Origin of the sequence: Stenotrophomonas sp. PI_27 (assembly GCF_027854495.1) — a bacterium.
Classification (GTDB): Bacteria; Pseudomonadota; Gammaproteobacteria; order Xanthomonadales; family Xanthomonadaceae; genus Stenotrophomonas; species Stenotrophomonas pavanii.
Map to the genome: position 1 here is coordinate 1 of NZ_JAJNOF010000025.1, position 22164 is coordinate 22164.

The window sequence follows — 22164 nt, forward strand, 5'->3', positions numbered from 1 at the left end:
CGGGCATGACCAGGGCGGTGGTGCGCGCTGCATCAACTGCGCCAGCAGGCGACCAGCCGCCAGGTCCTGATGAAACTTGTAGCGCAGCAGCAGCTGGTCCACCGGCGGCAGTATGCACGTTCAAAATTTTCGTCGCCGATGACAAGAATTCATCACCCATTCGCTATTTCTGTCACCAAGCTCCTCGCTTACGAACCAACGCCATTCGGCCGCGCGGCGACATTGCTTGCCCGGTTCCTTTCCGCCGAACCGCCCAATCACAACAAGAACTCGGCATCGGACATGTTCGCCTGGCTGTTTCACCTGCACCTGCCCGGCACCAAGGCTTTGCCGGACCAGCCGCGATCGCTTGTGCGTGGTTTGCGCAATCTGGTGATCCGGCTTTGACGCGCTGCGCCGGCATCGCCCTCGATGCGCTGCTGAAGGCACACCATTTCAGTTCATCCAGCGACTTCGACTTCGGCGCCCGGTCACGCGACTATGGCTGGCACCCGCTGACCTATGGCGACATCTAGGCCTGGTACAACGGCGCGGTCGACTTGGTGGTCGAGCTTTCGCCAATCATCGAAAACACCCGGGGCCACCTTGCCCATAACGTAAGGGAGCTGTGGCATTTCGGCGCCTGTCACGATGCACTCGAACGGGCAGCGACCCACTTCTCTTCCGAGCGGCCCTGGATCGAGGGGTGGATTGGCTTCCGCATAGCGCTGCGCTTCGAGGGCGACGCTATGCCTGATGAGGTGCGCGCACGTCTCACCGCGCTCATCGACGGCCTGAAACCCACCGATATTCTCCATCAGGCCCGTGCGGTGGTACTGGCGCGCAGCAGTTTCGGCTGGGATGTCGCTGACGGTGATGTCGACGACGGCGATGTCATGAAGCCGGACCCGCCGCCCTTTGCATCTCTGCCCGACGGCTTCGCACTGGGCGTATGGCCGGTTTTGGCACACCGCTGCCAAACGGCTGCTTAGAGTTGCATCACGCCCAGCTTCTCGAGCTAGGCGAATGCTGGCCAATCCCCCTCTACTAGGAGTTGGCCATGGCAATTTTTCACACACCTCAACCCTTCGAGCCCTGGAACAAAGAAAATCTAGGCGGCCAGAAGGCCCCACTGGACCGGCGCGCCGCGTCAGACAAAGCGTCCGCTTCCGGCCAGAAGCGGACACTCAACGTCAGAGGTAAATCGAGCCGCGAAGCGGCTTCAACTTGAATGAACTGTTAGAACCCGCGGGCCTTGAACTGGGTCTTTTGAAAATCGTATTCCACTGCAAGTGTTTCAAGTAGATTGTGTACCGAAACGGCCAGCTTGGCATTCATACCATTGAATTCTTGCTTCTTGGAAACAACGAACTCTCGCAGGTAGTTGGCACGAAAAGCCTTGATTCCTGCTTTTCTGTCCGAATCCATGACCTCAAAAATTGCGTCTTGATAGAAAAGTTCTATGCGACGCATCTTTTCGTCAAGAAGTGAGTGTTTATGGATGATGGTATGTCGGTCTTGAGCGTACGAATCTAGGGTTTTACGCAAAGCTTTTAGCTTTGCAACGACGGCGGGACGGTGCTGAACTTTGGTGTTAGTGATGATAATGGAGTGCGTTACGTGCTCCTCGTGAACGCAGAGGTGGAATACTGAATTGACAAGTTGAAGTGCTCTGTCATACGCGGAGTTGGCGCGAATCAGATAGTTCTCAATGTTGTAGATCAGATGATCTGCGCGAGATGCGGAAATCTTCTTTGAATAGTCATAGTTGGCAAGGAGCTCAACAGCGAAGTCTAATTGATCAAGCCACGTCAAAGCGTGTGCGAGATGAAAGCCAACTCTCTGGCGGTAGAACTGATACTCATCAATCGTGGCGTTTGATGGAGATAACTCCCCTGGCTCTTCGTTCATCGAGCCTAGCGCGTCCTCAAAAACAAGTTTTACGAACTTGCTTGTCTTCAATGTGACGAAGTTATCCATCGCGGGTTGCAACTACCTAATAGACGGACCTGTGGGTCCAGTTAAATGGCACCTCCACAAAGCGCCCAGCCGCGCGCCTTCCCCTTGATACAGCTCGATCTTAGGTCGACTGAGTCCGTCTAACAATCCAGCGTATGATCGGACCCAGCACAGCACAATACGGAGCATGCGCTCTTGCAAGTGTCCGTTATGGATCGCATGGCGTCCTGCGGCCAAAAGCAGACCTAGGTTAGCGCTTGAATTGAGTCTCCCTGCAAACCTGGTTTGGCTTGAATGAATTCTTAGGCGCGCTCCGGCTCATATCCAACGAACGCCCCAAAAAATAGCAGCCCGGAAGCCATGCCAGCTTGGACCCGATCCTGGCTCGGAAAGGTATCCAAAAACTCGGGCCAAGCGCTCTTCAGGTAGAAATCCCAAGCCGCCGGGTCAAGCTGGTGGATTTTATTGTCAGAGATGCCAAGAAACTCGAAGCCGCGACCTGTTAGGTTTGAAATGACCTGCCGTGCGGCCGACTCGGGGTCCGGCGCAGCAGCAAAGGACGGAACGTAAGCGCCAACAAGCTGCTCCGGCATCTCGGCGCTAGTGCCACGACCGATGTGCACGTTGATTAGATAAAGGTTGTTGCTCACAGATGGCCGACGTCTGCTCTTGAACAGGTTAAGAATGAAATTTCCCTGCGCGCCTAACTACCTGATATCCCCGGTCCTTGGGTCCGGCTACAGAACTTATTCACAGCGCACCGTATGGCGAGCTATTCATTTGGCAGGGCTAGATCTTAGGGCGAATGAGACAAGCTAACAAGCCGACTCATGAGCGGATCGACGAGACCGGTGATAACGACATCGAATGTCCGCTTCCGGCCAGAAGCGGACGTTCACCACAGGCGCGAATTCACAAGCCGAGTCTTCGCGCCAGAAAACGGGCATGAAAAGCAAGTGGAGCCGCACTTCATCGCGTGCCGCACCGCAGCCAACTGACGCTATCACTCTTCGATCTCTATTCTCACAACGAAGTCCAGATACTGAGGAAGCCCGTTTCTCAAGGGACACTTAAGCTCATCGTACGCGTAGTGAATTTGAACTTTCCGTCCGATGGCGTATGCAGAAATGGAATTTGGATCATCCGTCAAGATTGCTTCCGACCTTGAACTCCCATCGTTTAGGGTGAACTCGAATTCGTTTGGGTGATCGAGGCGCTCCTGCCCCGCAACGTACAGGCTCGCAATTACACCCGTGACGCACTCACCCTCAATGACTCCAGACTCGATATTGGACCACCACTCCTCGCTACCAAATAGCCCCTTATTGCCTTTTAATCCGAGCAATGGCTTCGCATCGTTCAACGTCAAGGATTGCGTATCTCGAATCCTGGACTGATCTTTCTCAAGATCATTGCGCAAGCTGTAGACGACCTTCATCCATCGCTCCTGACAGTGTGAGCCCGTGGTATCGGGAGATCGTACTTGAGGACGCTCGCGTTGAAAATATAGAGCGTGATCCCCGTTCCAAGCACAGCTTTCAGAGCCTGTCCTTGTATGAAATTTATCTCGCCTTCCTTGATTGGCAAATCACTGGCGCGCAAGAGCCGGATCTCTATCGGGCAATCGCCGCCGAGCATCGTATCGCTGGCAATGACTGAGGATCACTTAGGTCAACCCGACGTTAGCAAGTATGTTCGAGCTCCAATAAACGCCACGTCTTCACCCGTTAGATAAAGTGCACCGGTCACGCCCTCAGGTAGCGCCTGTACTCGCCGCCTGTTTGCATCTATTGCATCCACACCAATAGAGATGTCACGGACGTTTTCTGGAGAGGTGCGCCGGCGTCCCAGCTGGATGTCTTCCAGTGTCCTCGGAATTTCATACATCGAGACAAACTTGTCTCCGACGCATATCGGGCCGCCCGTGACAACAAAACCCACGTACACCGACTTCCCAGTGCGATCCTTGGCGATCGTCTCAACAAAGAACTCGACGGTCGAACTCATGACTGGCCTCTAGCTATTTGGATGCGCAGGACTTCTGCGATTCGTTCCAGCGTAAATTCCTGTTGCTGCGTTCGAAAAGTGCTATCAGCGCCACCCGGCACCTAATCCCGTGAAGAGCAATCTTGTTGTTCAGCCAATCAAACTAACATAATCAATGGAGCGTGCAGAAATGCATCTCCAAGATCCTCATCCCCCCTGAGCCGAAGTCATCACCTGAAATGGTTCTTCGTGCTCCACGTAGGTGTGTAGAGTCGAATTCTGGCGTCACACTGGCTTACGTCATTTATTGGATTCATCGTGTCCGTACTCTCTCGCAGGCGGATGGCTGCACCTATATCGGAATCATCTGGACTGCGGGTCCGCTTCGGCCAGAAGCGGACGTTGGTTGTCGGCTACCACGTGCCGGTCAAGAGATGAGAAGGAAGCTCTTCCAGCGCACACTGCGGTGCATCCACTTCCCAATACACGAAGCAACAACCGCACCCCTCAAAGTTTTCGGGGCAGGTAGCCATGTTGTCTCGCCAGCGGTCCAACCATTGCTCGACAAGCTCCCACTCGGCATTGAACTTAGCCTCGGATCCGGCGTCGTCACCCTCACCTAGCAGGACAGTTATGACAGCTCGCGGCATCGGAGGAGAATGTCTGCTTTGGGTCGAAAGCGGAGAATAGCACCGGGCTAACGCCTAAGCAGTGCTGATGTCTGCTTCCGGCCAGAAGCGGCCGCTCGAACTCTGGAATTAAGCCGCTCCGCGAAGCGGCGTCGGCTTGAATGAATTGTTAGGCATCGATGCGACGCAAATCGAGGCCGGACTCATAAACGGCGCCGCCAGCCTCAGTGAGCGTCTCCATGCAACGAATGATTTGTCCGTTTCGCCACAGCGCGTAGTCATTGAAGCTGCCCATGCCGCCAAAGACAGGCATGACTGACCCGGAATGGGCATTGAGCTCATCCTGGCTTGGAGAACGGCTGGCGAGCAGCCGTGCATGAGAAAGACACGGCTCAAAACAGCCCGTCCATGGGCACCCCGAGTCTAGACGGAGCAGTGCAACAAGTATTTGGAGATGGGCCTGCAGCTTCCCGAGTTGAGCGCGACGGCCTGACGTGAATGCCTAACTCTAGAATAAAGGCGACCCGCGAAGCGGGTTCGTCTCAAGTGAATTTTTAGAGCGCACCACGAGCAGCGCAATGATCCATATAGAGAGTCTCGCGCTGCGGCGCTCCTTGCTGCTTAAGAGAGGAATAAATTTCTCAAAAAGACTATTTTGGATGAGGAACTTGGAACGGACGTAGATGTCGTGCCATTCGTCGGCTTCTTTCTTCGTCTCGATATCTTTCCCGCCATTCTGTGGCTTGCCGATGCGGTGCCACCAATCCCAAAATTTGTCGTCATAGCCAAAGCGCTTATCTCGCCTGTGCATGCTTCCGCCCTTGAGGGGTCCCTTATAAGGCTCCATGGCGGCATTGATATCGGCGTCCTCATCCATCAGCTCCTCGAGAAGGTCTCCGCGCATTGCAACACGGAGTATTCGACGGGGATCGATCCGAATGATTCGGCCATCAAGAATAACTTCCAACGAGAAGCTTGAACTCTCTCCGACGTGACCGCCAGATCGCTCAATCAGATAAGAGTCAATTTCCTGCAAGATGACGAGATATGTCATGTGCGCCCTAACCATGAAATTAATCCGACTCACGAGGCGAGTTCGGCTTTAATGAACTTTTATGCCTCTGCCACCAGAAGCCGGTCGGCAGTCGAATCCGACAGGCCTCTGCCCGTTACCTGGAACGTGTCTTGGACTTGCAAGAAATGTTTCATCGCAGAGGCCCAATATCTTGATTCAAGCCGACCCGCGAAGCGGGTTCGTTTTGAACGCACTGTTAGGCGTCGGCCGGTGCCAAGGCCAGCTCATCCGCCGAGAAATCGCCAAGCCAAATTGTCTCACCCGACCCACTGACGCACTCAACAACGTATCGGTCGGGCAGACCGAATCCACGGAGCAAATCGACGACAGCACCTCGGTCCCCAACCTGGGGCGGCACCTTATTGATCTTGAATGGATCGTAGAACGTCGGTGGATGCCGAATCTCCGTAACGACCACAGTGGAGTACTTAGAGATCATCTGACAAGGCCTAACTACCTAGTAGACGGACCCGTGGGCCCGATTATACGACTTACCCACAAGGCGCCATACGTTGGGCTTAGACCTTGTTACAGCCCGATCTTAGGGCCGCTGGGCCCGGCTAACAAGCCGACGTTTAACCGGAGCCAGCGCTAGGCTCGGCGGCGACACCAATGGCAGAAGCGGACGTTCGTTGTCGGCTACCACGTGCCGGTCAAGAGATGGGAAGGAAGCTCCTCTAGCGCACACTGCGGTGCATCCACTTCCCAATACACGACGCAACAACCGCACCCCTCAAAGTTTTCGGGGCAGGTAGCCATGTTATCTCGCCAGCGGTCCAACCATTGCTCGACAAGCTCCCACTCGGCATTGAACGTAGCCTCGGAACCGGCGTCGTCACTCGCACCTAACAGGACAGTTACGACAGCTCGCGGCATCGGAGGAGAATGTCTGCTTAGGGGGCGAAAGCGGAGAATAGCACCGCGCCAGGCGCCGACGCAGCGCTGATGTCTGCTTCCGGCCAAGAGCGGTCGCTCCGTCAGACGAGGCGCACAGTGCGGCGCCAACGTTCGCATTGTGCGCAAAGTTGACATTCACGTAATTTGGCGTGAGTCCACGTCGTCGGGGCCTGGCTAGTAGTGCCTGATCTCGCATGAGTCGCTCGATGTGGTGCAGACCACAGGCTTGACCTTGCTCCAGCACGTCGTGCCACACACGGCGCGCGCCGTAGGTGCGCTCGCTGCGCACGAAGCTCTGTGGACCCGCGCGCCCAGCACTTCATCGCTGAGGCTGCGCTGGATCCTGGGCCGTGTGAGCCACGCGTAGAAGCCCCCCAGACACTGAGTGCCTCGCACATCAGATTGACCGGCCAGACCCCCCGGTGTCTCGCCACGAACCCGAACATCACATCGCTTCCTTCGCGAAGTAGGCCGCGGCTCCTTTCAGGATGTCGCGCTCCATCTTGAGCTTGGCAAACTCCTTGCGCGGTCGCGCCATCTCCGGGTCCTGGGCCTTTGCTTGCCGTTGCTACGGAACGCCTCCTGGGGCTCCCCTCGCAACTCACGAACCCAGTTGCACGTTCTCGTGAACGTCCAGTTCCTTGGTTGCCTGGGCCACAGCCACGCCACGCTCGATGACCAACCTGACCGCCCCGAGCTTGAACTCGCGGCTGAATGTCCTTCTTCTCTCCATGAACCACCTCCGGTCTCATCTTCCACCTCACCAAGGTGTCTTTGAAACCGGCAGCAGCCCACTTAGCCATCCGTGATCGGAAGGCAGCAGAGCCGATTTACCATCCAGTTTGAAGGGCGAGCCGGTCAGCTGTAACCCGAATCCCGTTTGCACAAAATCTGCGCACGCCCACCTTCGGGCCTTTCCGGGTGGGCGATCCGGACACGGCGGTGACCGCACTGTCCGGAATCGGACGGAATCATGCGGAATTGAGTACAGCCTGCGGTGCAGGTCGTTGCACCGACGGGGCAGAAAAGGTTGGCACGAAGATTGCTAGTTCCCATGCATGGACATAAAAAAGAATCCAGGGTCAACTAGACAGCGGCGTTCCGTCATCGTCGTCGGCGCAGTGGCAGGCATATTGGCTATCGGCGCCGCGCTGGCCTCGCTGAGCACGGCAGCCCCGTCGGTATCGTCAAGCGATTTGTGGATCGACGGCGTGGTCCAGGGGGATATGAAGCGCGAGATTCGCGCGTCTGGAAAGCTGGTGCCGAAGGACTTACGCTGGATTACTGCCAAGGCGACGGCCACGGTGAAGCGTGTGGTGGTCCAAGGCGGTACGACGGTACAGGCCGACACAGTCATCCTCGAGCTTGAGAACAGCGAGCTCCTGTCCAACCAGAAGAAAGCCCAATCAGCACTGGTCGCTGCAGAGGCGGATACAGCGGCGCTGCGAGCATCGCTTGCTTCCCAGTTGATGGACCAACAGGCCGCCGAGGTGCAAGCCGACTCGGAATGGAGCGCCGCCTCGGTTAAGGCAGACGCGCATCGACGCGCCTATGACGCGGGTATTCTCTCGCTCGTCGAGCTGAAGCAGACCGAAATCGTCGAGAAGCAGGCCGAGCGCAAATCGGCCATCGAGAAAAGCCGTGTCGCCGTGTTCCGGCAGACAATGGCGGCGCAGACCAGCGCAGCCATGGCGCGCCTTGATGAAGCTCGCAGTGCATTAGATGTCGCCAACCAGCAGGTGGAGTCGTTGCAAGTGAAAGCCGGGATCGCCGGCGTGCTGCAGCACGTCGAAGTCGAGGAAGGCCAGCAGGTCGAGATTGGGGCGAAGCTGGCACGGGTTGCAAGGCCGGATGATCTCATCGCGCGTCTGATGGTGCCCGAAATGCTTGCTTCCGGCTTGGAGCAGGGGCTTGCCGTCGCCGTGGATACGCGCAACGGCAGCGTTGAAGGCAAGATCGTCCGCGTCGACCCCGCCGTGAGAGAGGGGGCGGTGACCGTCGATGTCTCGTTGCCGGCTACCTTGCCCGACGGTGCCCGACCAGACTTGTCAGTCGATGGCCGCATACTGCTTGGCACACTCCACAACGTTGCAAGCCTGGGGCGGCCGGCACTGGCCGCGGCGGAAAGTGAGGGACGACTGCTGGTCCTTGATAGCGACGGCACCCGCGCACATTGGGTACAGGTAGAGTTTGGCGCTGCCTCCAGTGACCGCATCGAGATTCGCAGCGGCTTGCGCCCAGGCCAGCGCGCCGTACTATCCGACACCAGTCGATGGGGTGATTTCCAGGAGGTCCGCATCAAATGAACAAGGAGCATCTAATGACGAGCAATCACGCTACGCCCTTCATCTCCCTGCAGAATGTGGAAAAGGTTTTCCATACCGACGAACTTGAAACCCACGCGCTGTCTGATATCACCATGCAGGTGGGGCGCGGTGAGTTTGTCGCCATCACCGGACCCTCGGGCTGCGGTAAATCCACGCTGCTGTCCATCTTGGGCCTGCTTGATTCAACCGATGGCGGACACTACTCCATCGATGGCGAGGAGATGAGCGGGCTGGCGCCGCCCGCTCGTGCTCGGCTGCGCAACAGCCACATCGGTTTCATCTTTCAGTCGTTCAACCTGATCGCCGACTTGACGGTGGAGGAGAACATCGCGCTGCCGCTCACCTACCGTGCCAAACATGACAGGCGGGCGATACGCCAGCGTGTCACGGAGGTGCTGGAAATGGTCGCCATGGCACACCGGACGAAACACTACCCGGGACAGTTGTCAGGCGGGCAACAGCAGCGCATCGCTGTTGCGCGCGCCCTGGTCGGCAATCCGTCCCTCTTGCTCGCCGACGAGCCAACCGGCAACCTGGACAGCAGAAACGGCGAGTCGATCATGCAACTGCTGGAGACGCTGCACGCCGCTGGGTCCACTATCTGCATGGTTACCCACGACGCTGCATTCGCGCGCCGCGCCGGCCGGGTGATACACATGCTCGATGGTCGCATCGTCGATGAAGACCTAGCGCGCGATGGCTCGATGGCGAGCGGTGCGCGCGGCGCAGCCGACCTGGAGCTTGCGTGATGTCCAATGTCATGTCGATGATGATGGATGCCCGTCGAAGCTGGCGAGAACTGCTGCGGCGACCCACGTACTTGGTACTGGCGGGCACCACGCTGGCGCTGGGAATTGCAACGATCACAATGGTTCTTGCGTTGCTGGAACAGGCAGTGCTGCGGCCGTTGCCTTTTCCGGGCAGCGCATCCCTTGTTACCGTCGGCATTCTCGACGAGAGCGGAGTGATGACCGTCGGCTCGCCAGGGCTGTACAACCAGGCACGGCAGATGACATCACTGCAGGCCACGGGGCTGGTTCAGGGCTTCACTCGCAACATGAATACCGTCAGCGCGGACGTGCCGGAGGTGCTGAAGAGCCTGGCAGCCGATCGGGGTTTCCTGGGCACGCTGGAGGTTGCGCCAGCGCTGGGCCGCAACTTCACCGACAGCGAGGACCGCGTCAACGGTGCACGAGCGGTCATCATCGGTCATGACCTATGGCAGCGTCGCTTCGCTGGTTCACAGGACGTGCTGACCAGAACGCTGTCCATCGAAGGGGAGCAGGTTCCTATCGTCGGGGTCCTGCCCGCCACGTTCGTGTGGCCGGACCCTTTCGATGTACTGCTTCCACTGCGGCATGATCCCACCAGCAGCAGCATGGCAGCAAACGAATACATCATTGGTCGTCTTGCATCTGGTCATTCGCTGAAGGAGGCGAGCGCGGAAGCAGATACACGCATGCGTGCGTTTGCCACCTCCATGGCCAGAAGCAAGGGAGAGCGCTTGCAACTGGAGCGCACCCGCTTCACCGCGTCCTCACTCAAGGACAGCGTCTTCGTCAGTCGCTCAGGAAACGTTCCACTAATGTTCCTGGGCGTGGCGTTGTGCGTGCTGCTGATCGCTATAACCAACCTGACCAACCTGATGTTGCTCAGGGCATCGACACATGCCCATGAGGCTGCCGTACGTATCGCCTTGGGCGCCAGCACCCGACACCTGCTGATGCCACAGATATCCGAAGCGGTGTTGATTGGATTTATTGGCGGCATAGTTGGCCTGCTGGCTGGTTGGTTCGGATTGATCCTGCTCGCGCCGCATATTCCGCTGGAGTGGACACAGGGCAACTTGACACGGCCCGGGGTACTGACAATCGGCAGCACATTCGCGATCGCCCAGATCGGTGCAGTGACCGCTGCGGTCATTGGATTCTTCCGCTTTGACCGTAGGCGACCGGTGATCGAGTTGAATGCCAGTCGTGGTGGTATCAGCAGGGGAGCGGGCCGCTTTGCCCGCATCCTGATCGCGGTGCAAATCGCAGTGGCCGTACTGCTCTTGCTTACAGCAGCGTTGTTCGGGCGCAGCCTGCAACAATTGGCCGCGGTTCCAATGGGATTCGAAAGCCGCTCGATCGTGACGTTCTCGCTGTCGCCGCTAGTGCGTGACCAACCCGATATCACCGCAGTGCTCGCGCAGGGCCGCCGCATACTGGACGCGGTTCAGCAGAGGGCCGGTGTCACCTCAGCGGCCATCAGCACCAACCTGCCTACCGGCTCACAGTTCAACATGGGCATCGAGCTCCCCACCGGACGGACCATCAGTAGCCAGTACCGGCCAATCACCGACGGCTTCTTTACTGTATTCAGCATTCCCCTGCTGGCGGGTCGGTCCTTCGACGACGCCCAGGAGCGAGCGGATTCACCCCGGACCTGCGTGATCAGCCAAGCATTCGCCAAGGCGTATCTGTCGGGTAATCCAGTGGGCCAGCAGATTACCGTGCCGGGAGACAACGGAAACGTAGTGATGCGCATCGTGGGTGTCGTTGGGGATGTCAGGCAGTTTGGTCCCGCCCAGCCGGTACCGCCACTGGTCTATGTGCCGTTGGCGCAGGTAGACGCAGACCTGTGGTTGATGATCCGCGACTTCATGCCGCTGCAGTACGCGGTAAGGTTGCGAGGTGCCGATGAAAACGAACTTGCCCAGTCGTTGCCGGCGTTGGTGGCATCGGTCTCCAACCAGCAGCCGATTTCCAATGTCGTGCGCATGAACGAAGTGGTCCGCTCGACCACCTCTGAGCAACGACTGAACCTGTTGCTGGTAGCCGTGTTCTCCGCACTGGCCCTGCTGCTGGCAAGCGTTGGCTTGTATGCGGTGCTGGCCTACTCGATCGCGGCCCGCAGTCACGAGTTCGGTATGAGATCTGCCCTGGGGGCTTCGCCGCGTCAGCTGCTCTTGCAGGTCCTTCGTGAAAGCGGCAGGCAACTGGCCTGGGGTCTGCTGATCGGCCTGGCCGCGTCCATGGCAGCGTCGCGGCTGATCCAGAGCTTCCTGTTTCAGACACACGCTGCGGACCTATTGTCCATCGTGGTGGTGGTGGTTGCATTGACCATCGCCTGGCTGCTGGCCAGCATTGCGCCGGCGCGCCGTGCAGGACGTGCGGATCCCATGAAAATGCTGAGGCAGAACTGAGCCCGGAAGGGGGGGGCCCCCCCCCCTTCCTCCATTGACGCGCCGATCCGTTCGCCTCAAAGTGGATCTGCTTGCCCGGAGAGTGTGTCCGTCCCGATGGAGTTTCTGCAGTGACTGCCCCCCCTTCCCAAGGATTAGTTCTCGTAGCTGATGACGAAGATGACATCCGGCGCGCACTCGGCCTGTTGTTAAAGCGGGCCGGATTCCGCATGGTGGAGGCGGCAGATCCTGCCGAAGCAATGGCGCAGTTGGAACGGCAGGATGTAGTTGCCGCACTGGTTGACATGAATTACCAGTTGGATACGACGTCCGGTGCAGAGGGGCTGGAGCTGATCGCCCGCATTTCCGAGCGTGATGCAGCGCTGCCGGTGATCGCGATGACGGCCTGGGCAAGCGTGGAGCTCGCTGTTCATGCCATGCGTGCGGGCGCTGTCGATTTCATCGAAAAGCCATGGAACAACACCCGAGTGCTCAGCGTCCTGCAGGGACGTGTGGCATTGCGTCAAAGCCAACGCGACAATCATGCGCTTGGCCAGGCACAGCGACTGCTGATGGCAGACGGCACGGGGGAGATGGTGGTTCGGTCCGCCGCGATGCAGGCGTTCATGCGGGACTGGTTTCAAGTCGCCCGCAGCAATGCAAACTTATTGCTGCTGGGTGAGAACGGCACCGGGAAGTCGATGCTCGCCGGATTGCTTCACCAACAGTCGCCGCGCAGGGATGGACCATTCGTCAAGGTGGACATCGGGGGGTTGGCTCCCCCGCTGTTCGAGAGTGAACTGTTCGGGCATGTGCGCGGTGCTTTCACCGATGCCCGTAACGACAGGCAGGGGCGGATCGAGCTGGCCGACAAGGGCACGCTGTTCCTTGACGAGATTGGCAACCTGCCGTTGGAGCAGCAGGCAAAGATCCTCCGTGTGATTGAAGAAGGTGCCTTCGAGCGGGTGGGTTCATCGACCACCAAACGGGTGGACGTTCGGTTTGTGTCGGCGACCAACGCGAATCTGGCGTCAGAGGTGGCTGCCGGCCGCTTCCGCCAGGATCTTCTGTATCGCCTTAACCCGCTTCAGTTGCGTGTGCCGGCACTTCGTGAGCGGCGGGAAGATATCGAGGAACTTGCCCGGCATTTCCTGCAGGCCGCGGCCAGGCGCTACCAGCGCAGCAACCTTGAATTGTCCGCACGGGCAACCTTGGCTCTGCTCGACTATGCCTGGCCGGGGAATGTCCGCGAGCTGTCCCACGTCATGGAGCGCGTAGCGCTGCTGGCACCGAGCCAAGTGGTGAATGTGGATGACCTGCGCCTGGAAGATCGGCCCGTTGAAAGGGCAGAGCCGACGGCCACCGCAGCGTCCGATCTTCTGGGGTTGACGCTGGACCAGGCAGAGGCGCTGTTGATGGGTGAGGCATTGAAGAAGCACCGTGGCAACGTGCAACGGGCAGCCGAACAGCTGGGGGTGAGTCGACAGAGTCTGTACCGTCGCATGGAAAGGCATGGGCTCGGCGCCAATGAGCCGGATTGAGCCGCGCATCTGGCGCTATAGCCTTGTGGCGCTCCCTGCAATGGCGGCGTTGCTGATAGTGCTGCTGATCGGCCGACCATCGGTGGTTCCTGCTGCGGTGCTGGCTGTCCTTGTCGTGGTCATTACGCTGCTGGCGATACGCGCGGTCATCCGCGGCGACAGGCACGATGAGCACACGCTGATGAGCCTGCTTGAAGCTGTTCGCCAAGGCCAGTACAGCGTTCGCGCGAGGCTGCCGTCTTCGGCGCGCGGTACACCATCTGTGCTCGGACAGATCAATGCACTTGCCATCCAACTGCAACGGCAGCATGCCGCCGAGCAAGAAGCGAGCAGTCTGCTCAGGAAGACCCTGGCTGCCTTGGATGCTGGTGTGTTCCTGTTCGATCACCGACAGGCCCTCAAGCTGGTCAATCCTGCAGGTGCGGAAGTTCTTGCATCTTCCGGGAGCAGGCTGCTCGGCCTGACGGTCCAGCAGCTGGGCCTGCAGGCTTTGATGGACTGTCCCTCTGGGGCCGTACAGAGCCATGAATTCGAACGCAGGTCTGGGCGATGGCAGGTTACCCATGCCACCCTCCGAAGCGCGGGCCTTCCTGCCCAGTTGCTGGTAATCCAACTGGTCGAGCCTATTCTGCGCAGAGAACAGGCCAATACCTTCAGCCAGCTGTTGCGGGTTATCAGCCACGAGATCAACAATTCGCTTGCACCTATTTCGTCCATGGCCGTGAGCGCTCGCGACCTGCTCCCTAGCGATGGCGTAGCTATGGACGAAGAACACATCGCGGACATCCGCGAAAGCTTGGACGTCATCAGTCGTAGGAGCGAAAGCCTGCAGCGGTTCATCGGCCAGTACGCAGAGTTGGCACGCATGCCACGACCACAGCTTGAGGCGGTTTCTCTGGCTGCACTGGCAGCGACTTCGTTGGCGATCTTCCCAAAGGAGAACGTCACCGTCGAGAGTGACGACCTGATAGTTCTGATAGACCGGGCGCAGATGGAACAGGTGTTGATTAACTTGGTGCGTAACGGGCTCGAATCGCCGGGATCCGCACAGGTAACGGTGCGCTGGCGTCACGTTCACGGCAGGGTTGTCATTGAGGTTGCCGATGATGGCAGCGGGCTGCCGGCAACATCCAATCTGTTCGTCCCATTCTTTACTACCAAAAAGGGGGGCAGTGGTATTGGCTTGGCATTATCCCGACATATCATCGATGCGCACGGCGGCACGCTTGTGCTGGAAGATCGTGTAGATGGCCCAGGCGCCGTCGCCCGAATCGAACTGAACACGCCGGGCGGAGAGCATGGTCCGGCAACCAGATCGGCGTAGCAGGAGACGCGTGGGCGCGGGGCTATTACAGGCATCGTATTCTGATCCCCGGACTGCGTGCCGCAGTCCGGGGACATTGGGTATCCGGTAGTCCTTCGGGATCACCCTGCGGTCGTTCAGTCGAGGGTACGCTGTACGTGTTTGTTGCAATAGTTGCTGGCGGTACTCCAATTAAACTCGGCCTGCTGCTCGTTCGAATCCAACATCTGAAGATTCAGAATGATGTTCAAGTACGCATTCCTTTTATCGGTTTCGCCGTGGCGCCCGCGCGTGGCGCGAGGAGTGAAGCGCCGGAGCCCGAGTGGGCTCCGGCGCCGGGATGCCTGAACCCCGGAGGCCTGCCGTGCTTTCGCTGGCGGCCTTTGGCCCCGGCCAGGGCTACCATAGCCGGCAGGGCTATGGGCCTGAAGTTCAGTTCATCTCCAGTTCCGGCTGGGTCTGACAGCCCTGACTGCCGCTGCTGCAGTGATTGCTCACCGTGCTCCAGCCCATCAGTTCATCGGGCTTGAGGTCCAGATTCTGCAACGCAAGGATCGTGTTCATTCGGATGACATTCCTTTGTTTGATGGTTGAAATTCCGCTGGCCCAAGCCTCCGCGTCTCCACCCAGGCAGCGTGCGGGGCGATCTTGGCCTGAGGCGGAAGTAAGCTGATTCTTTTAGTTCAGTTCAAGCTTTTCCTGTTGGACTTGGCAGCCCTGACTACCACTGCTGCAATGATTGCTGGCAGTGCTCCAGCCCATCAGTTCGTCCGGCTTGAGGTCCAGATTCTGCAGAGCAAGAATGCTGTTCATGGTTAACACTCCATTGTTAGGACATGGGCCTAGTGGCATAACCCGGCGAGTTGGCCCGTTGCCCGCCGGATGAGGAAGCCGTGCGTTGGTACGCACAGCATCTTCAACGAATTACGTCGCAAGGATATTGTTGTCGCGCCATGCCATCGAGGTGGCGTGCGTGGACCGGGTACAATCCCTGCGCCGTTGGCGTAGCGGTCATGTCCAGGCGATGCGAAAACAGGGGAATAAGCTCTGATTCGTGCAGGGCGACGATGAGCACCGCTGAATTTGTGTGCTCGATGATGGCTTCCATCACCATGCGTTTGGCGCGCCCTTCCAGTCCGGACAGCGGCTCGTCCATGACGTAGGTAGCGGCCTTCTTGCCAAGAGCAAGCAGGATGCCAAGCCGTCGCTTTTCGCCATCGGACCATACTTGGGGATTCTCTTCGAAGCGGGCCGGGTCAAGGCCGAGACGACGCGCCAAGCGTTCGGTGTCCCCCTTCTGAAGATCGTCAGCGGCATCGAGCTTGAGTAGACGGTGGACCGGCAGGTTGGGGAAGGCGGGCGGGCTGACCACCAGCGAGATCGGGCCAGGTACCTGCAGGTGTGCTTCCTGATCCTTGCCAGGGCAGCTGATGGCATTGAGCAGCGTGGTCTTGCCCGAGCCGTTGGCACCGAACAGGACCAGCTTGTCACCGGGACCGATGTCCAGGTTGATGGTGTTCTGCACGCCGTCGTGCCTGCGCACGCGAAGCTCATCCACACGCAGCCGGGTGTACTGGTTGGCTTCGTCGGTTGCCAACCAAGCACCGGGTCGACGTGCACAGAAGCGCTCGAAACGACGGATCCTACCGTAGTGAACCGCCACCATGGGAAGCTTCTCGGACATGTCCCGCACCGAATTGAGCAGTCGCCAGTACGCTGCAGTCAGACCGAAGTACGAACCGATGCTCAGATCCTTCTGGATGACGACAAAGGCCACCGCTGCGAAGATCAGCACCTCTACACCGGACATGGCCATGCGTGCGTTTCGATTGACCCGGGCACGACCCGCCAGTAGGTGTCTTGCCTCCCAGCGGTAGCTTGAAAACGTGCGGCTGACTTCCCGGCGGACGCGTCCCAGCAGCTTGAACGGAACGAACAGAGGCATTGCGGTCAGGCTCTGGCTGAGGTGAGCGGTGGCCTCGGCGCGTCGGCGCTCCACTCGTAGCGCGGCGCCATGCGCACTGTTGGCATCCCGCATGACCACTAGCAGCACCACTGGCAGCAACAGCAGCAACGGTAGCAGCGCATAGAAGGAAACAAAGGCGCAGAAGACGACCGAGAAGGCGAACGTCAGGCCGATGCCGAACATCTCCAGCGAGAACGTCGTCGTGCCGGCGAGCTGGCTGGGTTCGTTCATGACCCGGCTGATCATCGCGCTTCCCTGCGTTCCGCGCCTTGGCGGATGGCAATATAGGGCCGCCATTGCCCTGTCCATCAACAGGCCCGACAGGACTCTGTCCGCGTCGGCGCGCAGCAGAGTGGTTTTCCAGGAAAGCCAGTGCATGGCCAGGTAGAGACCAAATGCGGTGAACACTGCCGCCAGGAAGGTGGCAATGTTGCGCGTGACCAACTGGTCGATCATGAAGCGCTGGATGAGTGGATCAGCAAAGGACCAGGAGAAGGTGACCAGCAGATGCAGGGCAAACACCCAGGCCAGGACATGGCGCGCACCACGAAGGTTACGAAAAGGGAACAGGAAGCAATAGCGTGCGGTGTACAGCAGACGTCCGAGCGAGAAAGCTCTCATCGCCCTGCCTCGACGGGCGAAAACAGAGCTGCCGAGGGCAGTGCGAAATCCAGCAGTGGCCGGCTTCCACCGTGCCGCGCACGCCTGAGCGCCATGGCCACGCCTGCCGTGCCGGTTGCGAAGTCGCAGCTCAGGCGCATCGCGAAGTTGCCAGGAAAAGCGATGCCTTCTGGTGTACGTCGTGCGTAGAGGTGGATGCCTTCCTGCAGTTGCTCCTTGTAGAAGGCCGCCTCTGCCGTACGGGTTAACAGGCACAGATCGGTCTGGTATTCCAAGCAGCCAGCAAGGCCATCGAACTGACCAATGCACACGGACAATTTGGAAAATGCCGCGTTCGCAATGGTGTTGGCAAGTTCGACGTAGCGCGGTGCATCCAGAAGCATGCCGGTACGCAGCAACACCGCGCCGATGCCGGCCGAACCATGTGACCAGTACGGCATCAACCGCGAGTCGGTTGCGTGCGGTGACCATTGCAGGTTGCCGCGGGTGTCAATGACTGCGCTGCCAATGACGAACTTGAGAGCGTCATGGGCCAGTTCGGCTGCTTCGGCGTCGCCTTCGACAGTGGCATACTGGGCTAGGAAGTACGCGATGCCCGCCGCACCTCGGGAATAGCCGAAGTATGCCGTCTTTTTGTCATCGCTCGAAGGCCAGCGGGCACCATTTTCATCCTTAACAGCCGTCCGCTTGAGGAACTGGGCACAGTCGTGAGCTGTGCGCCGGGCCTGTTCCAGACCGGTCAGACGCAGGATGCTGAGCATGGCAATGCCCACCCCAGCCTCACCGCTGAGGATGTCAGCGCTGCGGTGGCGATAGGGGCTGTTGGAAATCTTGGAAACAGCCTCTTCTGTCCCGAGCGTGTGGCCTCTCATGGCCGCATAGGTGGCCAGCCCTGCAAGACCACTGTACAAGCCGATCTCGTCGGTCGCCTTGGCCAGGTTCTCGGACTGGAGGGCCCTTTCGACCTTCTCCGGCGCCGCGCGGCCCATCTGGTCGAGGAAGGCGACGATGCCTGCCGCGCCGTGAGCCAGGTTCCACTTGTTCGTAGCGTAGACGCCAGGGTCAGCAGGCCAGAATTCAGTCCGTGACGCGTCGCGGTAGGTCGCATCGATGAAGTCCGCCACCCGATCAAGATCGGGCGCGGCGATGGGACTGGTCATCGAAGCGGTGGCGATCGTATGGCCCAACTCGGCAAACCTGCGTTCCGGTGGTGGAAGGTCCAAGAAGGATTGCAGGCGCTCCAAGCCTTCCAACGCTTGGTCGGGGTTGCCTGCCAGAAGGCTGGTGACGACATCAAGGAAGGTCGGCGGCAGTCCTGTCGAACTGACCAGATGCTGGGCGAGGTCAACGTCTGAAATGCTTTCTTCGTTGCCTTCTGAGATGGTCAGTCCTTCCAGGGCAATGATTGAGCTCATTGCACACTTGCCCAGCGCGTACCAGTCATCGTCTGGCGATACGCCGGTCTGGTTCATTCGCTCGGGCCTGCCGTAGCCACGTGTTGCCCAGTAGGTATTCCAGGCAGACGCCTGATCGTCGAATGTCGCCGATTCCACGTCGATTACGCGGATGGCGTACGTGTCCGGATCGATCATGATGTTGTTGGGTGAAAGATCACCCAATATGACGCCGTCGGCATGCACCCTCTGCAGCAATGCGATGGTGTTGCGCATGATCGGAACCATGGCGCCTACGAAGCTCTCCACCCGGCACCAGCCCCGGACGAAGGGGCCCATGAAGACCTCTTCCCGAGTAAAGAATGAGCGCCAAGTGGGAAAGTCGATCATCTCTTGGGCGAGGAACAGATGCTCCCATTCCTGGAAAAGCTGCAGCGGGCGCGGAGCACAGCCCAGATGCTCCAGCCGACGTAGGATCTCATACTCGCGGCGCAATGCCTGTTGAGCGTCCACCCGCGCGCCGCTGCCTCCCGAACGCAGCCCGCAGTGGGGGCGCGCCTCTTTCAGGACCACCGCCGTCCCTGTGGTACGGTCGGTTGCCTTGTAGACGCCGCCACTGTTTGAAAAGTGCAGTGCCGATTCGACCTCGAACCGGCCCTGCAATGCGCCGTCATCCGGATCGCTGGCAGCAGGTGGGGCATGCATTCCATCAAATGGATCCCGCACCCAGGCAGGCAGGTAGAATGACGGGTCCCGCCGATCCTCTACAAGCTGGCCATCGGGTGCGCGGATGAGGTGTTTGATGCCGCCATCTTCGTTGCTGCCGCGGATACTGCGCAGGCCGCCATAGCGGTAGAAGACAACATTCGAATCGGGGACCCGGCGATCAGTGAGGATATAAGGCCCGTGGAAGCCGGAGAGTGCGTCACGAAGAGCGGCCGCCAATGCGAGGAAGTGCGCTTCGTCGGTCGGGTAGATTGTGATGAACTTTCCGGATGCAACACGCGGGAAGTTCTTCGAGTTCGTGATTTCAACGAGGAAGTCGTCAGCGACAACCTTGAATGAAGCCTCGCGTTCCACCAGTACGGCGACGGTTGCTTCGAGCTGCTCGCGCAGACGCGCGTAATCAGGCGAAACATGAAGTTTGAAGCCTTGATCCGGGAATGAGATTCCGGGGGAGACAGCCTGAAGCCAATAGGACGATCGGAATAGCTGCCACCCGCCGGGGAGCTGCGAGCGGATACTTGTTTCCCAGTCGTCTCGATGCTTGTACGCATCAATGGGTTCGAAGAAGCGTGAGGGCAGCAGACTGTGCTCGTAGTAGCTCACTTCAATTCATCCTTGAAGAAAAATAGCCAAATGCCCGGCTTATGATCAGTTCATATTTCGAAATGAAAATTGAATTAATCACGGTTGCTAGCCAGCGTCAACTCATCTTTTCCGACATTTTTATCAGACTTTTCTTACATGACTCGCTGTTGAGTCTGTTTTCAGGCGACACGTACACTCCATTTGGTATTGAGACGAAGTGTTCCATTTTAAAAATTGACACCGAATCGCCTAGAGTTCTGCAGACCCTCGCAGCCACAAACTATGGCCTAGCCACCTGGGCAGCGGCCTGCCAAACGCCTGTGCTGGAGACGATCTCTACTATCGGTCAGAAGCGGACGCAGGACGCGGCATTCGATGTCCTTTGAGGTCGTAATGCACACGCTTGTGGTTATCCCGACAAAGGGTGTCGCCAAGTATCGTCAATGCGCTTTGTAGTCTGCCGAGCTCGGCGAGAGTGGCGTGACTGCGACGACAGGGATAGAGCGAAACAAGGTCAATCCGACCGCTTTGAGGAAAGAGCCTCGCAGGGCGACGGTTCCAGATCTCAACCGCGCAAAATTATTGATGTTCTCGGAAACGAGGCTCTTCTTCAGCGACTGATCAGTCGCTGATGGATCGCGACGCACCGCAGAGGATCGCGTTCGCAGGATGACGACCAAGGAAGGGCCCCCTCGCCAGATATTTGCCTCTTGCCGAGCGTGCTAGATCACGCGGAAGAACAACAAGGACGTTGACAATCGGTGTTGTCAGAGATGACTCTACTGCGCTCCAAGTAACGCCGCACTCATCCAGCTGAACATGCGCTCTTAGGCCTATGGGTTTGACCGCGGCAACTCCGGCAAGGGTGAACTCTTGCGTGAAAAGCGCCAGCTGTTTGAGCGGGTTGGCCAGTTCTCGCAGCGCGCTATAGGCATTGCAGTGGCTTCGACCATTGATCAGCGTGTGAACAAGAAGTGCTTGTGTAGCCGGCGAAAAAGCGAAATTCATTGGGGAATTGTTCGCTTCCCTGGCCCGGGTGTTCAGGCCAGGGCCCGGGATGTATGTCTCTCTATCTACAATAATGTAGATGAGCCCCGCCGCCATTAGCGTAAGCCGCTCTCCAGCCTGAAGATCCTCGGCCGCGACCACCACAATCTCGTACTTTCGCAGCACACCTTAAGCCCTCGCAACTTGCTGATTCGTCGGGAAGTCAAAATTTCTTTCGCAAGCCTCAGATGGATGCTCTTCAGCAAAGCACGCGGAACCTGCACTACTGATCTTTGCTATCCACGGGAAATCGTTTACGTTCTCCCGATTCACAGTTCAATCCAGTTGCTGGCCCTACACACAACCAGCGAAGACGATCTGGCAGAGCAAATCACGATGGATCACGGTCTCTTCGTGCCAGTGGCTGACGCTTGGCAGGCACTGGGCTATCCGTCGCAGGGAGCTGCGCGCCGAGCGGCCGCCAGCGACAGGCTGGGCATGGAGCGCATTCAGATCCCAAGGAGAAGGGTCCGCGTAGTGAGATCTGTCGATCTGGCTCACTGGCTCTTCCGTCACTTTGGCAGGTCAGCATGACCAGAAGTACTGCAGTCAGCACAGGAGACTGCGTACTGAAATAGGCCGAACCTGAAAAGCAAAGCCCGTGCTTAGGGGCATGGACATTGCCTACAACTGGGCTTGTCTGCTTTGGAGGATGAGCCCAAGATAGGATCTTAGATGTTGCTACTGGGAACGGGGATGGCTGCGACTGGCATGCAGGCCACGGACCTAGTCCGTCAGGTTCGACCTTGTGCGATCGAGACACGTGAGCAGGAGGATTTCATCTGCGCCTGGAACACAGAGAGTCTGATATAGGACCATGTGTGGCGACTCGACGCTCCAAAGGTGGAACTGAGCCAGAATTAAGTGGCACGTAGCTTTTGGATTCTACCGCGACTATATGAAGAGATCAGCGACAAACATTGCGGAATTCTGCCGCCAATCATTTCTAACGTGCGTAGTGCG

At 58.5% G+C, this 22164-nt stretch carries 18 protein-coding genes and 2 pseudogenes; 8 read left to right on the forward strand and 12 right to left on the reverse strand.

The window, feature by feature from the left end; translation table 11 throughout:
- A pseudogene (locus tag LRM18_RS19895) lies at positions 1-111 on the reverse strand (ComF family protein); the annotation flags it as partial.
- 27 nt (positions 112-138) lie between these two features.
- Here LRM18_RS19895 and LRM18_RS19900 point away from each other — a divergent pair.
- The 3 genes from LRM18_RS19900 to LRM18_RS19910 are packed head-to-tail and all read left to right on the forward strand — an operon-like array spanning position 139 to position 971.
- Complete coding sequence (locus LRM18_RS19900; RefSeq protein WP_270955341.1) at positions 139-387, forward strand: hypothetical protein; 249 nt, start codon at positions 139-141, stop codon at positions 385-387.
- Positions 384-515, forward strand: coding sequence for a hypothetical protein (locus tag LRM18_RS19905; protein ID WP_270955342.1), 132 nt, complete (start codon positions 384-386; stop codon positions 513-515). The genes LRM18_RS19900 and LRM18_RS19905 overlap by 4 nt, the downstream gene beginning before the upstream one ends.
- Positions 516-539: 24 nt before the next feature.
- Entirely contained in the window at positions 540-971 is a 432-nt protein-coding gene (locus LRM18_RS19910; protein WP_270955343.1) for a hypothetical protein, read from the forward strand.
- A 247-nt stretch (positions 972-1218) separates the two neighbouring features.
- On the opposite strand, the gene LRM18_RS19915 is transcribed toward LRM18_RS19910, so the two are convergent.
- The 6 genes and pseudogenes from LRM18_RS19915 to LRM18_RS19940 all read right to left on the reverse strand — a co-directional run.
- Positions 1219-1959, reverse strand: a complete 741-nt coding sequence (locus LRM18_RS19915; RefSeq protein ID WP_057494350.1) for a Cthe_2314 family HEPN domain-containing protein — start codon at positions 1957-1959, stop codon at positions 1219-1221.
- A 281-nt stretch (positions 1960-2240) separates the two neighbouring features.
- Entirely contained in the window at positions 2241-2588 is a 348-nt protein-coding gene (locus tag LRM18_RS19920) for a hypothetical protein (protein WP_270955344.1), read from the reverse strand.
- A gap of 353 nt (positions 2589-2941) precedes the next feature.
- A complete protein-coding gene (locus tag LRM18_RS19925) occupies positions 2942-3376 on the reverse strand; it encodes a hypothetical protein (protein ID WP_111205629.1) in 435 nt (144 codons plus the stop codon).
- Positions 3377-3609: 233 nt separating this feature from the next.
- A complete protein-coding gene (locus LRM18_RS19930; RefSeq protein WP_136191753.1) occupies positions 3610-3945 on the reverse strand; it encodes a hypothetical protein in 336 nt (111 codons plus the stop codon).
- Positions 3946-5061: 1116 nt separating this feature from the next.
- A complete protein-coding gene (locus LRM18_RS19935; protein WP_270955345.1) occupies positions 5062-5607 on the reverse strand; it encodes a hypothetical protein in 546 nt (181 codons plus the stop codon).
- 1069 nt (positions 5608-6676) lie between these two features.
- Positions 6677-7258: pseudogene (locus tag LRM18_RS19940) on the reverse strand (IS3 family transposase); the annotation flags it as partial.
- 325 nt (positions 7259-7583) lie between these two features.
- Between LRM18_RS19940 and LRM18_RS19945 the strand changes: the two are divergent.
- The 5 genes from LRM18_RS19945 to LRM18_RS19965 all read left to right on the forward strand — a co-directional run bounded on the left by LRM18_RS19945 (position 7584) and on the right by LRM18_RS19965 (position 14883).
- Positions 7584-8831: an HlyD family efflux transporter periplasmic adaptor subunit gene (locus LRM18_RS19945; RefSeq protein ID WP_270955346.1), complete on the forward strand. Its 1248-nt coding sequence runs from the start codon at positions 7584-7586 to the stop codon at positions 8829-8831.
- Between the two features lie 14 nt (positions 8832-8845).
- Positions 8846-9601: an ABC transporter ATP-binding protein gene (locus LRM18_RS19950; RefSeq protein WP_270955347.1), complete on the forward strand. Its 756-nt coding sequence runs from the start codon at positions 8846-8848 to the stop codon at positions 9599-9601.
- On the forward strand, positions 9601-12039 hold the full coding sequence (locus LRM18_RS19955) for an ABC transporter permease (protein ID WP_270955348.1): 2439 nt from the start codon (positions 9601-9603) through the stop codon (positions 12037-12039). Before LRM18_RS19950 ends, LRM18_RS19955 begins: the two co-directional genes overlap by 1 nt.
- A gap of 110 nt (positions 12040-12149) precedes the next feature.
- Positions 12150-13559: a sigma-54 dependent transcriptional regulator gene (locus tag LRM18_RS19960; RefSeq protein ID WP_270955349.1), complete on the forward strand. Its 1410-nt coding sequence runs from the start codon at positions 12150-12152 to the stop codon at positions 13557-13559.
- Positions 13546-14883: an ATP-binding protein gene (locus LRM18_RS19965; RefSeq protein WP_270955350.1), complete on the forward strand. Its 1338-nt coding sequence runs from the start codon at positions 13546-13548 to the stop codon at positions 14881-14883. Before LRM18_RS19960 ends, LRM18_RS19965 begins: the two co-directional genes overlap by 14 nt.
- A 411-nt stretch (positions 14884-15294) precedes the next feature.
- On the opposite strand, the gene LRM18_RS19970 is transcribed toward LRM18_RS19965, so the two are convergent.
- The 5 genes from LRM18_RS19970 to LRM18_RS19990 form a co-directional block, all read right to left on the reverse strand.
- The gene (locus LRM18_RS19970) at positions 15295-15426 is read right to left on the reverse strand and encodes a class III lanthipeptide (RefSeq protein ID WP_270955351.1); all 132 of its coding nucleotides are present in this window, start codon (positions 15424-15426) and stop codon (positions 15295-15297) included.
- 114 nt (positions 15427-15540) lie between these two features.
- Positions 15541-15675 carry a class III lanthipeptide gene (locus LRM18_RS19975; RefSeq protein ID WP_270955352.1) on the reverse strand — a complete coding sequence of 45 codons (135 nt, stop codon included), beginning with the start codon at positions 15673-15675 and terminating at the stop codon, positions 15541-15543.
- A gap of 103 nt (positions 15676-15778) precedes the next feature.
- Positions 15779-17449 carry an ATP-binding cassette domain-containing protein gene (locus LRM18_RS19980; protein WP_270955353.1) on the reverse strand — a complete coding sequence of 557 codons (1671 nt, stop codon included), beginning with the start codon at positions 17447-17449 and terminating at the stop codon, positions 15779-15781.
- On the reverse strand, positions 17446-20172 hold the full coding sequence (gene lanKC, locus LRM18_RS19985) for a class III lanthionine synthetase LanKC (RefSeq protein WP_270955354.1): 2727 nt from the start codon (positions 20170-20172) through the stop codon (positions 17446-17448). Before lanKC ends, LRM18_RS19980 begins: the two co-directional genes overlap by 4 nt.
- 603 nt (positions 20173-20775) lie before the next feature.
- Positions 20776-21327 (reverse strand): hypothetical protein, encoded by a 552-nt coding sequence (locus LRM18_RS19990; protein WP_270955355.1) that lies wholly within the window; start codon positions 21325-21327, stop codon positions 20776-20778.
- Positions 21328-22164: the final 837 nt, after the last annotated feature.